This is a genomic window from Lysinibacillus sp. G01H, from assembly GCF_028872195.1.
Taxonomy (GTDB): domain Bacteria; phylum Bacillota; class Bacilli; order Bacillales_A; family Planococcaceae; genus Lysinibacillus; species Lysinibacillus capsici.
In genome coordinates this window covers 1,986,351-1,999,328 of sequence record NZ_CP118397.1, presented here as the reverse complement: position 1 = coordinate 1,999,328, position 12,978 = coordinate 1,986,351, and the positions used below count along the sequence as shown (strand labels likewise).

Genomic DNA, 12,978 nt, shown 5'->3' with positions numbered 1-12,978 from the left:
AGGCTTATTAGCTTCTTTTCGCGCTCAAGGCTACTGCGATCGTTTCACCTCTCTTTCCTCGAAGCTATGAAGTGTGAATGTCACAAGGACATCCACTTACTATTAGTAAATGCTCGCACAAAAGTGTTTTCTAGTTAGTTGTGCTCTTTTACTATTTTTTCATTATGATTTTATAACCGCTTTCCTCGATTCCAAGCATTGACAAAGTATTATTTCCTGTAGTATTTTAGATCTTCTAAAATATTGAAAGCGAGGAAAGAAAGTGTGCAGGCAATAGAGATTATTCGTCAATTACCAAGCTTACACGGCTTTACACAGCTAGTGAAAATTAACAAAGGCTATTCACCTGATAGCAAGTATCTGGTAACAGTTGGTGAAACGCGCTATTTGGTGCGCTTGTCAGATCTAGCACATCATGACAAACGTGCAGTAGAGTTTTCCTTGCTCCAAGAGTTAGCAAAGCAGGGCGTAAGAACACATAAAGCCGTTGACTATAACTTGTTTCAGGAAGCCAACGTATCCGCAATGGTCGTTAGCTTTTTAGAAGAAACACCAGCAGATGAAATTATTCAGGAACTTTCTGACTCTGAGCAATTCCACCTTGGTCTTGCCGCGGGGAAAGAATTGAGAAAAATACATCAAGTGAGCCCTCCACAAATAATTCATTGGGAGACAACACAGCTCAAAAAGTTTTCTACCTATTTGAAGGCATACCAACAAGATGCCTATCAACTTCCACAAGAAGCTAAACTATTGCGCTTTATTGAAACGCACTTACCACTGTTAAAGCAACGCCCCATCACCCTGCTTCATGATGATTTTCATCTCGGTCACATTATTTGTAAAGGACATACTTACAATGGGGTGATAGATTTTAATGGCTATGCTGTGGGTGATCCTTATCATGACTTTTATAATCTTGCCTTGTTTAGTAGACGACAAAGTATCCCCTATTGTATTGGGCAGATTGATGGCTATTTTTCATCTGCACCAGACGATATGTTTTGGCGGTTATATGCTCTCTATGCAGCCATGACTGTCTTTTCAACCATTGCTTGGACTCGTCACTATGATCCACGCTCCTTTGACGATGCGTTGGAAATAATTTACATGATTTTACAGGACCATGATGACTTTTCATCGATTAAACCTTTATGGTATGTGGAGAATTTATTCACTCCGTAAGAGGGCTAATATTTTTTGTCGTTCTGCTGCAAAATCAATTGTTGGCTGAGATTTTGGTTCCTGATCGCCACGCTGCTGAAACCACTGCGGAATGATTTCCTGTCGTCTGGCTTTAGAATGTGATGACACTTGCTGCTTGCGGGCTTGAAAACGCTGCTGGTCGATAGCAATATCAGCAAGACTCTTTATGTTCTGATGGCACCAATTTTGTAAGATTCTCTCGACATACCGCCAGCGTAAAACATTATGCTCCACCGCTAGCTTCATCGCATAGATGACCATGTCCTCTGAAAAAATAGTGAGCCAATGACGAATTTTACTAGCAATACAGGCTGTTTGTGTGCCAAAGCCTTGTTGCACATAAAAGTGGTAGGCAGTGTTAGTAGACTCCTTATCATCTTTATCTTTTAGTAATTGATTATTTAGTAAATTATTATTTAGTAGTGTGGGCTTTTCCGTCGATGGTACGACCGTTGACGAATTTCCCGTTGACGGTATAGCAGCACGTTTTGATGCTTCATAGACGAAAAATTCTACCCTACCGAACTTGCCGTCTTTTCCTCGTTCCTGTACTTTTTGAAGATAGCCCGCCTCTATGAGTTCATCCAAAATTTTGGCTGTCGCTTCCCGCCCACATTTACTACGTATTGCTAAATCTGCAAGACTAAATGACCAATCATCTGGCAAAGACAGCATATAGGCAAGCAGACCCTTTGCTTTCCAGCTTAATTGCTCATCATTTAAAAATGCTTTATCCAAAACCACAAAATTCTCCTTTTTAGCTACTCGATAAATCATGACGCTCCCTCTTTCCATCTAATGTCCTTTCTAACTATATAAAGAAAATTTTTAAAAATGGGACATAAAAAAAAGAACATGCCATGAAGCATGCCCTTTTAAGCAGATGAAATGAATTTTTTAGCGAATTCCTATTAAGACAAAGGCATTCCAATTCATGCTATAAAACGTTTTGATGACTTTGCCTACTTCAAGATTTAGATGGAAATATAATCATGATCTGTAAGGGTAATGAAAGCAGCAGAAACAAACAATTGCTTCTGCTTTTTTATTCATAAAGCTCTTTATAGACGATGACTTTTAAAGCGGCAATCTCTTCATCGGATAATTTGCCTTCCACCATTTGCAGAGCTTCTTCCTGCGTCATCGAGCCGTCCTGCAATTTAACACGCATGTCGTTCAAATCGGTAATGCCCACTTTTTGAATTAGGACTTTCGTTGCCTCTTCTTTTGTCGTAAACGGTAATGTACTGCTATCGACCGTTTTCGCCTCTTCCATATAGGCTTTTAATTGTGGGTCATTTTCAATGGTACTTTTGATGTTTTCCTTTTGTCCGCTATTTTCTAATTCTGTCGACAAGGTATCTACAATTTTTTCAGAGGCGAATTTTGTGCCGAAATGTAGCACACCATACCCCACTACACCAACGAATATAGCAATTACCACTAGAAATTTAATCAATCTCAACTACGCTCACTCCTTTATACACGTTCATCATACTATATGAAGCGGGTGTTGAGAAACAATTCTCCCTAGAAATTATGTAAAAAAACCCCATCTATGAAGATGAGGCTTATTTAACGTATTTCAAATACTTCCGCACAAATTCTACAATGTAGAGAACTTCCTCTTCTGTCATCGTTAGCAGCTTGCAAACACGCTGTAGTCTAGCAGGTAATGCTAAATGCTGACGCACCTGATGAATATACATATATTTACATTTTCGCGGATTTACTTTGTCTCGTATTTGCTTATATCGTAGATAAGCATAGCGGGCAAAGGCGTTGAGCATCTCCCGCTCCTGCTCATCACGCTCCCTTTTTTTAGCAGCCTCATCAATGATATCCGTGTCAAATATCTGTGTACCATCTGTTAATTGCATAGTACCACCTCTCTATTGCAAATGTACTCCTCTCTATTAAATGCAACAAAAAAAGCCACACCTAGGGTAGATGTGACATTTTTTATGATTTTTATATGTAATGATTGATGGATAGAATTCTAAATGTGACGGATAGAATTCTATTTTTGACGGATACAATGTCTAATCTGACGGATACAACGCTTATTTTGATGGATAAGGTCGCTTAGATTGGATTGCTCATTCAAATCGGTGGTTTAATACAATGCTTATTCTGATTGTTGGCTACTCTCTGTACCCCATATGAGAATGGAGCATATCACACCTAGAATGGACAAGATGGTGCCAATGCCTATATACTTCATTTTCAGCCCCCCTTCGTTTATTATACGGCTAACCGCTCTTTTTCGTTTCAATAAACCCCTATTTACCTATACAAAATTTTTCCTTTTCCAGTAAAATAACTATAAAGAGGGAGGCTATGCAAATGAAAGACAAAATAAGTGCATTAACGAAAATGACCTTAGATGATTTAGTACATAATAGATATGAGAAACTTCAACAGGCGAAGATATTAACAGAGGATACTGCTATTTTTCTGCAGGAGGTTTTCGCCTTGCAAGGTACCTTAACATGGCCGCTGGATGAAGCTTCCGTTGCTATTGATGTGTATGAAATGGATGACCAAAGTTGCTTTACAACAGAAATTCGCTATTTATGGTTTGATGATGAAGAAAGTGCTGTGGTTCTTTTTTGCAAAGCCTATACAAATGCAGATCAAACGGAAATCACTGCTTTTATGATTGATACGGTTGATGCCTAGTATAGTATCCTCGCCAAACGTTCATAGTAAGTATGGTGTGAAACTCACGCCGAATCATACGACGGAGGGATCAATTTATGAATGGAATTCGTGAAGGTTTAATCCCCACTATACTTGGGTCAGCTGTTACAGCGGCAGGCTATGCAATGAAGCAAAAACATGGCTCTAACAAAATGGTAGCCAATACGATTTTTGGCTTTGGCTTAGCGCACATTGTGTTAGGTGCGATTGACCTGGTAGAGCATCGTCGTTAACGAGAGAAGGGCACGCTAGGTGCTCTTCTTTTTTTGTATTTTTTTCTATTAAATGCTAACATTGTCATAAAAGCTTAAGGAGTACAGTGATGGCGACAATAGAAGATTTTACAGCACTTGATATACGAATTGGCACGGTACTAGAGGCAGAGGAACTGCCAAAGGCTCGGGTTCCTGCGATTAAAATGAAAATTGATTTTGGTGAAGAGCTGGGCATTAAACAGTCTTCTGCACAAATTACGAAGCGTTACACACCCGAAGACATTATTGGGAAGCAAGTTGTGGCGATTGTGAATTTCCCACCACGTCGCGTTGCGGGTTTTAAGTCAGAGGTATTAGTGATTGGTGGTGTACCTGTGGAGGGTGATGTAATCCTGTTAACGCCCGATCAGCAGCTACCCAATGGAACGAAAATACAGTAAAAAGCCTCTCGCATTATGCAAGAAGCTTTTTTTTCTGAAGAGGTATCCAGATTTCACTTGTAAAGGTTGGTGAGGAAAAATCCGTGCTTGTATGACGCACGATTTCTGGACCAGCAACCTGTTCATAGCCAGATGATGGGAACCACTCCGCATAAATGCGCCCCCATGTTTCCTGCAGTGTTTGTGGGAATGGTCCAACTGCTTCAAAGACAGCCCATGTACAAGCGGGTACATCCAACTGTGAAAAATGGTGAGACGTTTCGGTAGTGGCTACGCCGATATAATGATCAAGCTCGCCCTTTTCCTCCATCCTGCTCTCGGAAAAGTTAGTGGAGGCTTGGATAATTCCCATTGGTTCTACATTCGCTAGCTTTTTTAGGTGCCCAATATCCTCCATTGTTAATGAACGTGCCATTTCAGTTATCGCTTGATTTTCTCCTTGAAAAACGATGGGTACTCTTTTCATAAGACCCACGATGTGAAACGCTTCTTTTTGTTCGAGTCGGTAATTCATTTCACAACCTCCTTGTATGGTAAGTTGGAAGGTCATTCGTGGAAACGCTTTTAGGTGCTGACCATTTTGCCTCGCCTCTGATGGCGTGATGCCATGCATTTGCTGAAAGGCTCTTGTAAATGCATCTGCAGAGCGATAGCCATAACGAATCGCGATATCGAGAATTCTCATAGATGAATCTGATAGTTCCAGTGCGGCAAGCGTTAGACGCCTACGACGAATATACTCGGACAGCGAGATGCCTGCCAGAAAGGAAAACATACGTTTAAAATGATATTCCGAGCAATAAGCTAATCTCGCAGCCTCTTGCACATCAATTTCCTCTGTTAGATTGGCCTCGATATACGCAATTGCCTCATTCAACAACCTTGTTAAAGAATCCACTTCTATCACCTTCCTTATCATTACTTTAGCAGGAATAGTAGCCCTCCATCCGACAATTGGTGCCCCATTTAGTCGCCTTCCAAAAAATAATCTATCGAACAGGCAGATAACTAGCTTTTGAAGCTACTTTCACATACATATAATAGTGTAAAGCTAATTTTAGCCTTACACCTCCTGACTTGATACTTAGGGTCACTGCTCGCACAGTGGCCCTATGAAATAAAAGATCATTGTGTCGCATCATAATTTTCGTTACAATATTTGTAAGAATAGTCTATTGAGCTGGAGGCAGCAACATGGATCGACTTTTCCAGTGGTACAAGTATTTAAAATACATACTCATTCCTATAATTATTTTAAAATACTTTCATGATGGGGATGTAACAACTAAGCATCCTCTATTCGTTCTTGAATATGCTCTCCTATTTGGGGTGAGCTTTTTACTCATTATTCTACAGGATTTTTTCGCCATTCGTAAAAAAACAAAATTCCTACTGCGTCTCATCATACTGATTATTTTACTGTTTTTAGCTATAACTGCCATTGTCTATCAAGCGATAATGTCTATTATTTTTTCAATCCTACTACTAGGCGTGTTAGGTATGGTACTTTTTTTACATAGAAATGACGAGGGAGAACAATAAATGGTACATGAAAATAATAGTAAGCGATTACTTTTAATCATCGGTTGGGTCAATGTGGTAGCTGCCCTTCTCCTATTCCAAGCTTTTAGTGGGCTCATGGCTATCTGTATGGGGATTGTACTTAAAAAGGATTATCAAGCACCAACCCATGGGCTGGTCTTGATAGTAGTTGGTATCTTGAGTACTGTTATAGGTTGGTTGCTCAATCACTTCTATATGTAAAAATGACCAAGAACCTCGATTCTTGGTCATTTTATAATTAGCGATAACTATTGTGTGTGGGTTCAAATAATGCTTCGTCGGCGTTTCGCACAAGTGAGAAATGATCCACATTATAATGGCCGTGCAGGATGTCGTTATGGTGTGCAACTGTATCTTCTGGTGATAAGTATTGGGAACCATTTGTTGAATGACCATCTCCCACCAATGTGACATCAAAGCCCTGAATAGTTGCTGCTCTAACTGCTGTATCCACGCAATGCTCGGTTTTGCAGCCCATCATCACCAAATGCTCTACCTTATTGGCCTGTAAATAATCGAGTAAGCCTGTCTTATAAAAAGCGTTCGTAGCCAGTTTATCAAAATAAACAGCGGTAGTCGGTACTTGGATCGCTTGATGTACCTGAAAGCCTTCCCCTTCTCCACCAGCTACATCCTGATCACGCACAAAGATAATATGTACCTCTGCCTCAATAGCTTTTTGAATAACGGCATTGATTGTTTTGAGCAATTCATCCTTGCGATAGACGGCTTGTTCATCCTGATTTCCCTCGATTAATTCTTGCTGTGTATCAATGACCACTAGTGCTTGCTTCAAAAGCATCTCTCCCTTATTGTTTGTTAACAATATTTTACCATTAATAGTTAATTCTGATATGCATTATTTTTTAACTTTTGAAACCGTCATGCCATCCCCAATGGCGCTTGGGTGTTGCCATAAACTAAATAATTTTCATAGTTATCCTTATCAGCATCAATGAAAAAGAAATCAAAACACTGTCCTGTTGCCACAAGCTTTTCAAGGCTTTCCAATGCAGGATCTGTCATATACGTTACCTGCTCAGCAAAGCCTGCCTTGGCAAAATTCTTGGCTGCCAGCTGTGCATATTTTTCCTTTGACTCTAGGGAGGTCACTTTGCCTTCCCCTTCCATTCCTCTCGCCAGACCAATTTCTAAAATAGCCTTTGACCTAGTAATCGATACAAGCATCGTCAACAGCTTTCCTGATGATCGAGACACAGAAATAGCAGGCATACCATTTTCGGCAATGGAGGACAGGACATCCTCTAATAGGGCATCGTACTGATAAAATACCTCATCTATATAATTTCATGTGTGTTATCTTCCTCTTGTAGACTGTCGTTGGTTACACTTTCTTGAATATCAAACAACTGGCTAAATTCTTGGATAACCAGATCGATTGCATCTAATCGACTAAAATTTGCTGAATGGATTGAAATTCTGGCTGTTCTAATTGCTGATTAATGATAGCCCGGTTCACATGCATCATTTCAAAAATGAAATCGCTTTGCCTTTTGCTCCTCGCTGTGGCGTCCTCCACGGTGATTTCCCTCTCTCATATGCTCTCTAAATCCAGATCCTTCATTTCTAAAACACCCCTTTTGTATACAAATTGCCAATTAAACATAATGCTTTCATGCTTCAACATATGTTAGACAATAGGGTAGACGTATCGAAATGGGGGTAAGATGAGTGAAAAGGGTTACAAAATATGTGTTGGGCATCGCGACATTATTGATACTGTCAGGCATATTTTTGATTGGGGCACAATCTCACTATAATCAGAAGGAAATTAAAATTGCCAGTAAGCTATGTCTTGAAAATGGCGGACAGCCTACTATCATACGCGATTATTTGGCTTTGAATTACTCCTTTTCCTGTCAGAAGAACTAAGGTAGTACATATTTGGATGGTGAACTGCGATGCTAGTAAATCGAGTAAATTTCATCTATCTGTCAGGCAAATGGCTAGCTAACAAGATTACTTTTACATACAAATAGTAGTGTAAAGCAAATCTAGCCTTTCCACAGCTCTCCTGTTTTGAGGTCACTTTCCTTGGAAGGTGGCCTTTTTGGCATGAAAAAAGACGTCATGTCGACGTCTTTAATGTTTGATCGATATCCTCAATCAACCTATCCACTTGTTCCTTTGTTATCTTGATGACATATAATTCTGTCGTTTCGATTCCATCAAGGCTTGTTAGGTGTTTAGGATATTGATAGTTATTTGATATCTCCTTGTCCATACAATCACCTCTTCAATAGATATATTCGACATAAAGTATAGCAAACCTTCTATAAAAAGGAAAATAACAGTATATTTTTTCACTAAAATAGCTATCATTTGGACGATTTAGGGTAAAAAAAGGTTAAAACGTTAAGTCCATTTAGACTATCCTTGTGTAAAAGTGATTATTGCTTACCAAATTTCGCAATTTTTTTGAGGTAGAATGACCCGGTGAAAACAATGATACCTCCATAGACTTTCAGCATCACATTTCTAACAGGCGCTTCTTCAATGGTTATACTGAGAAAGGCACACCAAGCGAAAATGATTACCATCCCGATGATGGCAAGAATATATTTCACCGTATCTCCCCTTTTCTAGTAGGCAAGTCCGACACGTGTTTTCATGAATTCCTCGCTAAAGATTTGTTGATAGGCAAAATCTGCTGTATCCGCTACAGAAATTTCGCTACCTCCCTCTGGCAAGAAGTTGCGTTCTGCTCGATAGTTTCCTGTCCAGGGTCCATCAGGTAAATAAGTAGGACAAACAATTGTCCAATCCATAGCAGATTGCTGTAACTGTTCGAATACACGCTGGTGCTCCTGTGCAGCAAAGGTCGATTTTCGTTTCGATTCCGTTGATTGGTAACGAAGAAGAGTCGGCGTTACACGACTTTGTAAGATCCCAGCTGTTCCAATCGTAATGATTCTTGTCACCTGTTGCTTTGTCATCGCTTCAAGAATCAATGGTAAGCTAGCCGATAATGTAGTGCCTCCATCTGTATTTAATGCACTCACCACCACATCGACATGATGCATTGCCCGCTCGATATCCTGCTTGTTTAAAACATCACCTTTTATTACACACAGCTGTTGGTGATGGTGCGGTAATTTATCAGGATTTCGAACTAAAAGGGTGACCTCATGCTGATCCTTTATTGCTAGTTCCACCAACTGGCTGCCGACACGTCCACTCGCGCCTAATAGTAATATTTTCATTTCTCTCACCTCTTTATCATTATATTACAATTCCCTTTATATGTAAAAAGGCACAGATCACAGTGCCTCCCCTCTACTATTCACGCTCTAGTAATTGAACATCAACCATAAATAGATGCATATTATTCTTTTCAGCTAGCTCATCGATAATCGATTGAATTTCACTTTCTGTACTTACATCAATTTCTTCCCCATCGTGTAATTGAATAGTGATGACTTGATGCGCTGGAGGGTCTATTAGATAACCGACTGTACTATCAGGTGAGTAGCCTGCCGACCGTATGGCCTGTAACACTTGTTTTGTAAAATTCGTAGCTTGTAATTTTTCGCCAAGCTCCTCTGCATAGGGAGTCGCTCTTTCAGGGCTTGGGGCTATAATTGAAGGCTCCCTTTGTGCCTTCCACAAAGAAATCACAACCAGTAAGCACATGAATAAAAAGAAGATTTGCAAAACACTTTTCATACATTCGCTCCATTTCTCCATGAAATTTACAGGCGGAGGTCTAGCAATCTTTTGCCCTGATATTGTTATTATTCTCACAGCTATGTATGGCTATTTCTCTCTTTAATTAGTAAAAAATAATTTTCTTTTTGTACGGAGGGCAAATTACCAAGAAGTTTTGTTTGTGGCTTCATAGATTAGAAATGTAAAGGTTAGCGCTACCATTACTAAAAAACTAACAAAAAGGGAGATTAAAAGATGCAGGATAGTAGATTTAGTCAATATATGAATTGGAATCATAAAAAAGAAAAGTGCTGTGAACAATATGTAAAATGCTATTGTCATTTAGAAAAAAAATGTGAACACAAACAAGAAGAATGCAAATGCAAACAGAAGCATGAGCATTGCAAATGGGAACAGAAACACCTGCGATGTAAGTGTCATGAAAAGGATGACCATTGTAAATGGGAACATAGGGAGGATTCTTGCTCTTGCAAAAAAGAGGAGGAAGAGTACTACTACGAGATGGATTATTCCAAAGATCACAAGTGTAAAGGCTGTATTTGTCATCAATTAAGATGCTTATCTCCTGGCACTTTGGTAGATGTTATTTTAGCAGGTGGCGGTAGCTTTGCAGGAATTTTCTTCATCAGCTTAGATCCTAAAACTTGCTGTGCTACATTCTTAGAGGTAGATGCAGCAGCAGCAACACCACTTATCATTGATTGCCAGCAAATTATTGCCATTAGAAACGCGTAACTGTTCCATTATCCTACTTGACACCAATTCATATACCATAATCCTACCACTATAAGCACATTTAATCTTCTGCCAGGTTCGTGAAACCATACCTGGCAGAATTCATATTTTTTCAGCTATTCATTGACAATGACTTTGACAATGGGCTCTAATTTTCCTCTATTCACATCGCCAAGATAATCAACATCCACTACGACAGCTCGTGGCTCAAAACGTTGGATACATTCAATGAGGCGTTTTGTGTTTATTTTCTTCATACGCTGGAAGGGTTTACGAATATCAGACCTTGTCACATATTCGCGGAGCGGACAAGGAATCGTAAACGTCGATAAAATAAATGCTACATTTTGTAATATACCTTCCACGCCTGTAGCATTACCATTAACATTACTTAAAGCCGTTACTTGATGTGTCATTCTATCAACCTTTCTTCTACGTTCATACAATTGGTACGTTGGAAAAAGAGCACTTTGTTATTTATGCTTGCTCATTAAAAATTATGAACGCTTTGTTTTTATGTACCCAATGTTATTTTTATTCAAACAACATTTTAGTTGATAGGTTGACCTACAGGCTTAGCGCATGATGGCATAGTAAATAACATACAGCCAGCTAAAACAGCCGTGGATAATTGCCCAAATGATGGAGTGATGCACACTCCATGAGATCGTAATCGCTAAAACCGAACCAAAGCCAATGCCATTTTTGACCACCGTTTTATGCTCCACTTTTCTCACCTTCCTTGTGCTTTTTAACTCTCTTTCTTGCCATCGCAATCGGTTTCCCTCCTATCTTTTTCTATGTTTATGCATGAACGAACAAGGGCAATCTGAAAGAAAGGATGTGATATTATGACATTTTTCATGCTGACTGCCACGATTGGCATCCCCAGCCTTATGGTGTATCTTCAGCACAAATGGGCTAGCTTTCGATTTCTTTTCAACATACTAGGCGTCATTGCTGCTATTCTGTTTAGCACGATTGCCTCTACAGCTATAACGAACATTATTCTTGAGGATGTGGTCTTTATGACAACGATTCATGCTGTGTTCTTAAACCCTGTCTTTCTGATTACAGGCGCATACGTTGGCTTATACCTGATTTATCGATTCATCATGATAACAATTCATGAAAGAGACAAGCCCTCCACCCTTTAGTAGAAATCACAATAGACATGCCAAGTCTGGTTTGTTGGATTGTAGAAAAAATAAAAATTGCCATGATCCACAATGTTCAAACGTGCTTTTGCATCGGAGGCAATTTGAAGGACAAATGGCGCATCATCACCAAAATCAACGCCACTTTGACAAAAGCTTGGATAGCCACCAATTTTATGGAACGGATAGAGGTCTTCCACGATATCCTCAAAATAGTCGAGCTGTTCTTCCTGCTCCAATGTCAGAATCTCTTCCTCCAATTGAGCAGGAATACCGCCCCCATCCCATGTTGGATAGTCATTTGTAATATGTTGCGGTAGGAGTGGAAACGCGCGAATTTGTTTATGCTGCCATTCGCGCTTCACCAAGCCTTCCAAAGTGGTGTACGTTCTAATATCAAAATAAGAACAAAGATCATCCTCCATGAGATGATCTAATAGACGTTCATCGACAAAGACTGTGACTAATTGAAAAGGCTTTAATGCCATCGGTACGTGGGGTAGGTCTTTTAGAAAGAACGTAGCGAGCGGCTGATAGCCAGATGGTGGCTGCTCTTCTGGTAAGGACCAGCCAACATAGCCAATCCAGCTTTCCAGTAAATCATGCGTGGGTCGAATACCACCCGTTTGAAAAATCGTGGCCTGCTTGGCTAATTGAGCCCGAATTTGTTCAATTGCCATCCGCTAGCTCCTTTTGTCGACAGCAGCAATCCGTTGTATGGTCGTTTACCATGCCCACTGCCTGCATAAAGGAATAACATATTGTACTACCGATAAATTTAAAGCCATCTTTCTTCAATTGCTTGCTCATACGATCACTAACTTCTGTCGTCACAGGCACCTCTTTGATGGATGCCCACTCATTCATAACTGGTTTGTGATCTACAAAGCCCCAAATATAATCTGAGAATGAGCCATGCTTTTCCTGTATTTGGAGATATGCTTTAGCATTTGTCACCACGCTAGCTATTTTTAATTTATTGCGTACAATCCGTGTGTCTTGCTGCAATTCCTCTAGCTTGTCTGCTGTATAATGGATAATTTTTTCCACATCGAATTGGTCAAATGCCTCACGATAGCCTTCACGCTTTTGGAGAATCGTCCACCAGCTCAAGCCAGCCTGTGCCCCCTCCAAGCAAAGCATCTCGAATAAATGCTGGTCATCATAGACCGGTACACCCCACTCCTTGTCATGGTATTCCACATATAAAGGCTCATCTAGCTTGACCCAATCACATCTTTTCATTTTTATACCCTCCATTTTATGTAT

23 protein-coding genes and 1 pseudogene are annotated in these 12,978 nt (G+C 39.9%); 9 read left to right on the top strand and 15 right to left on the bottom strand.

Going from position 1 to position 12,978, the window contains the following annotated elements; translation table 11 throughout:
* Window positions 1–264 precede the first annotated feature (264 nt).
* Window positions 265–1,185, top strand: coding sequence for a phosphotransferase family protein (locus PSR12_RS09925; RefSeq protein WP_274772963.1), 921 nt, complete (start codon window positions 265–267; stop codon window positions 1,183–1,185).
* Here the strand turns inward: PSR12_RS09925 and PSR12_RS09920 are convergent.
* From PSR12_RS09920 to PSR12_RS09910, 3 genes are all read right to left on the bottom strand, one after another.
* A complete protein-coding gene (locus PSR12_RS09920) occupies window positions 1,171–1,983 on the bottom strand; it encodes a DnaD domain protein (protein ID WP_274772961.1) in 813 nt (270 codons plus the stop codon). The genes PSR12_RS09925 and PSR12_RS09920 overlap by 15 nt on opposite strands.
* A gap of 268 nt (window positions 1,984–2,251) precedes the next feature.
* A complete protein-coding gene (locus tag PSR12_RS09915; RefSeq protein WP_221683061.1) occupies window positions 2,252–2,671 on the bottom strand; it encodes a hypothetical protein in 420 nt (139 codons plus the stop codon).
* 106 nt (window positions 2,672–2,777) lie between these two features.
* Complete coding sequence (locus PSR12_RS09910; RefSeq protein ID WP_221683062.1) at window positions 2,778–3,086, bottom strand: hypothetical protein; 309 nt, start codon at window positions 3,084–3,086, stop codon at window positions 2,778–2,780.
* Window positions 3,087–3,552: 466 nt separating this feature from the next.
* On the opposite strand from PSR12_RS09910, the gene PSR12_RS09905 reads away from it, so the two are divergent.
* The 3 genes from PSR12_RS09905 to csaA all read left to right on the top strand — a co-directional run bounded on the left by PSR12_RS09905 (window position 3,553) and on the right by csaA (window position 4,564).
* A complete protein-coding gene (locus PSR12_RS09905) occupies window positions 3,553–3,888 on the top strand; it encodes a DUF7668 domain-containing protein (protein WP_274772958.1) in 336 nt (111 codons plus the stop codon).
* Between the two features lie 77 nt (window positions 3,889–3,965).
* A complete protein-coding gene (locus PSR12_RS09900; RefSeq protein ID WP_004228639.1) occupies window positions 3,966–4,142 on the top strand; it encodes a hypothetical protein in 177 nt (58 codons plus the stop codon).
* Between the two features lie 89 nt (window positions 4,143–4,231).
* On the top strand, window positions 4,232–4,564 hold the full coding sequence (gene csaA, locus PSR12_RS09895) for a chaperone CsaA (protein WP_257522000.1): 333 nt from the start codon (window positions 4,232–4,234) through the stop codon (window positions 4,562–4,564).
* Between the two features lie 13 nt (window positions 4,565–4,577).
* Here the strand turns inward: csaA and PSR12_RS09890 are convergent, their stop codons facing one another.
* Entirely contained in the window at window positions 4,578–5,462 is an 885-nt protein-coding gene (locus PSR12_RS09890; protein ID WP_274772954.1) for an AraC family transcriptional regulator, read from the bottom strand.
* Between the two features lie 296 nt (window positions 5,463–5,758).
* Here PSR12_RS09890 and PSR12_RS09885 point away from each other — a divergent pair, with 296 nt between their 5' ends.
* Both PSR12_RS09885 and PSR12_RS09880 read left to right on the top strand, forming a co-directional pair.
* A complete protein-coding gene (locus tag PSR12_RS09885) occupies window positions 5,759–6,106 on the top strand; it encodes a hypothetical protein (protein ID WP_274772953.1) in 348 nt (115 codons plus the stop codon).
* The gene (locus tag PSR12_RS09880; RefSeq protein WP_221683067.1) at window positions 6,107–6,328 is read left to right on the top strand and encodes a hypothetical protein; all 222 of its coding nucleotides are present in this window, start codon (window positions 6,107–6,109) and stop codon (window positions 6,326–6,328) included. It abuts the gene before it with no gap.
* A 37-nt stretch (window positions 6,329–6,365) separates the two neighbouring features.
* Here PSR12_RS09880 and PSR12_RS09875 read toward each other — a convergent pair whose 3' ends face one another.
* The 3 genes and pseudogenes from PSR12_RS09875 to PSR12_RS09865 form a co-directional block, all read right to left on the bottom strand.
* Window positions 6,366–6,923: an isochorismatase family protein gene (locus PSR12_RS09875; protein ID WP_257521997.1), complete on the bottom strand. Its 558-nt coding sequence runs from the start codon at window positions 6,921–6,923 to the stop codon at window positions 6,366–6,368.
* A 119-nt stretch (window positions 6,924–7,042) separates the two neighbouring features.
* Window positions 7,043–7,429: pseudogene (locus tag PSR12_RS09870) on the bottom strand (O-methyltransferase); the annotation flags it as partial.
* A 103-nt stretch (window positions 7,430–7,532) separates the two neighbouring features.
* Window positions 7,533–7,667: a hypothetical protein gene (locus PSR12_RS09865; protein WP_257521996.1), complete on the bottom strand. Its 135-nt coding sequence runs from the start codon at window positions 7,665–7,667 to the stop codon at window positions 7,533–7,535.
* A 152-nt stretch (window positions 7,668–7,819) separates the two neighbouring features.
* Here PSR12_RS09865 and PSR12_RS09860 point away from each other — a divergent pair, with 152 nt between their 5' ends.
* Window positions 7,820–8,020, top strand: coding sequence for a hypothetical protein (locus PSR12_RS09860; protein WP_221683070.1), 201 nt, complete (start codon window positions 7,820–7,822; stop codon window positions 8,018–8,020).
* Window positions 8,021–8,216: 196 nt separating this feature from the next.
* Here PSR12_RS09860 and PSR12_RS09855 read toward each other — a convergent pair whose 3' ends face one another.
* The 4 genes from PSR12_RS09855 to PSR12_RS09840 form a co-directional block, all read right to left on the bottom strand.
* A complete protein-coding gene (locus PSR12_RS09855; RefSeq protein WP_016993988.1) occupies window positions 8,217–8,372 on the bottom strand; it encodes a hypothetical protein in 156 nt (51 codons plus the stop codon).
* 166 nt (window positions 8,373–8,538) lie between these two features.
* Window positions 8,539–8,715 carry a hypothetical protein gene (locus PSR12_RS09850; RefSeq protein WP_221683071.1) on the bottom strand — a complete coding sequence of 59 codons (177 nt, stop codon included), beginning with the start codon at window positions 8,713–8,715 and terminating at the stop codon, window positions 8,539–8,541.
* Window positions 8,716–8,730: 15 nt separating this feature from the next.
* Window positions 8,731–9,351: an NAD(P)-dependent oxidoreductase gene (locus tag PSR12_RS09845; RefSeq protein WP_274772948.1), complete on the bottom strand. Its 621-nt coding sequence runs from the start codon at window positions 9,349–9,351 to the stop codon at window positions 8,731–8,733.
* A 76-nt stretch (window positions 9,352–9,427) separates the two neighbouring features.
* The gene (locus PSR12_RS09840; RefSeq protein ID WP_274772947.1) at window positions 9,428–9,814 is read right to left on the bottom strand and encodes a hypothetical protein; all 387 of its coding nucleotides are present in this window, start codon (window positions 9,812–9,814) and stop codon (window positions 9,428–9,430) included.
* Between the two features lie 504 nt (window positions 9,815–10,318).
* Here PSR12_RS09840 and PSR12_RS09835 point away from each other — a divergent pair.
* On the top strand, window positions 10,319–10,552 hold the full coding sequence (locus PSR12_RS09835) for a hypothetical protein (protein ID WP_274772945.1): 234 nt from the start codon (window positions 10,319–10,321) through the stop codon (window positions 10,550–10,552).
* 116 nt (window positions 10,553–10,668) lie between these two features.
* Here the strand turns inward: PSR12_RS09835 and PSR12_RS09830 are convergent, their stop codons facing one another.
* Entirely contained in the window at window positions 10,669–10,968 is a 300-nt protein-coding gene (locus PSR12_RS09830) for a GPW/gp25 family protein (protein ID WP_048393880.1), read from the bottom strand.
* Between the two features lie 159 nt (window positions 10,969–11,127).
* On the bottom strand, window positions 11,128–11,328 hold the full coding sequence (locus PSR12_RS09825) for a hypothetical protein (protein WP_274772942.1): 201 nt from the start codon (window positions 11,326–11,328) through the stop codon (window positions 11,128–11,130).
* Window positions 11,329–11,403: 75 nt separating this feature from the next.
* Here PSR12_RS09825 and PSR12_RS09820 point away from each other — a divergent pair, with 75 nt between their 5' ends.
* Window positions 11,404–11,709, top strand: coding sequence for a transposase (locus PSR12_RS09820; RefSeq protein WP_274772940.1), 306 nt, complete (start codon window positions 11,404–11,406; stop codon window positions 11,707–11,709).
* Here PSR12_RS09820 and PSR12_RS09815 read toward each other — a convergent pair.
* Together PSR12_RS09815 and PSR12_RS09810 are read right to left on the bottom strand one after the other, a co-directional pair.
* A complete protein-coding gene (locus PSR12_RS09815; protein WP_274772938.1) occupies window positions 11,706–12,389 on the bottom strand; it encodes a DUF1963 domain-containing protein in 684 nt (227 codons plus the stop codon). The genes PSR12_RS09820 and PSR12_RS09815 overlap by 4 nt on opposite strands.
* A complete protein-coding gene (locus PSR12_RS09810) occupies window positions 12,379–12,954 on the bottom strand; it encodes a DNA-3-methyladenine glycosylase I (protein ID WP_257521991.1) in 576 nt (191 codons plus the stop codon). The genes PSR12_RS09815 and PSR12_RS09810 overlap by 11 nt, the downstream gene beginning before the upstream one ends.
* Window positions 12,955–12,978: the final 24 nt, after the last annotated feature.

Excerpts from the sequence above, each read along its gene's own strand:
- PSR12_RS09920 (WP_274772961.1), bottom strand. The coding sequence starts at position 1,983 with ATGATTTATCGAGTAGCTAAAAAGGAGAATTTTGTGGTTTTGGATAAA.
- PSR12_RS09910 (WP_221683062.1), bottom strand. The coding sequence starts at position 3,086 with ATGCAATTAACAGATGGTACACAGATATTTGACACGGATATCATTGAT.
- PSR12_RS09905 (WP_274772958.1), top strand. The coding sequence starts at position 3,553 with ATGAAAGACAAAATAAGTGCATTAACGAAAATGACCTTAGATGATTTA.
- PSR12_RS09900 (WP_004228639.1), top strand. The coding sequence starts at position 3,966 with ATGAATGGAATTCGTGAAGGTTTAATCCCCACTATACTTGGGTCAGCT.
- csaA (WP_257522000.1), top strand. The coding sequence starts at position 4,232 with ATGGCGACAATAGAAGATTTTACAGCACTTGATATACGAATTGGCACG.
- PSR12_RS09885 (WP_274772953.1), top strand. The coding sequence starts at position 5,759 with ATGGATCGACTTTTCCAGTGGTACAAGTATTTAAAATACATACTCATT.
- PSR12_RS09880 (WP_221683067.1), top strand. The coding sequence starts at position 6,107 with ATGGTACATGAAAATAATAGTAAGCGATTACTTTTAATCATCGGTTGG.
- PSR12_RS09855 (WP_016993988.1), bottom strand. The coding sequence starts at position 8,372 with ATGGACAAGGAGATATCAAATAACTATCAATATCCTAAACACCTAACA.
- PSR12_RS09845 (WP_274772948.1), bottom strand. The coding sequence starts at position 9,351 with ATGAAAATATTACTATTAGGCGCGAGTGGACGTGTCGGCAGCCAGTTG.
- PSR12_RS09840 (WP_274772947.1), bottom strand. The coding sequence starts at position 9,814 with ATGAAAAGTGTTTTGCAAATCTTCTTTTTATTCATGTGCTTACTGGTT.
- PSR12_RS09835 (WP_274772945.1), top strand. The coding sequence starts at position 10,319 with ATGGATTATTCCAAAGATCACAAGTGTAAAGGCTGTATTTGTCATCAA.
- PSR12_RS09830 (WP_048393880.1), bottom strand. The coding sequence starts at position 10,968 with ATGACACATCAAGTAACGGCTTTAAGTAATGTTAATGGTAATGCTACA.
- PSR12_RS09820 (WP_274772940.1), top strand. The coding sequence starts at position 11,404 with ATGACATTTTTCATGCTGACTGCCACGATTGGCATCCCCAGCCTTATG.
- PSR12_RS09815 (WP_274772938.1), bottom strand. The coding sequence starts at position 12,389 with ATGGCAATTGAACAAATTCGGGCTCAATTAGCCAAGCAGGCCACGATT.
- PSR12_RS09810 (WP_257521991.1), bottom strand. The coding sequence starts at position 12,954 with ATGAAAAGATGTGATTGGGTCAAGCTAGATGAGCCTTTATATGTGGAA.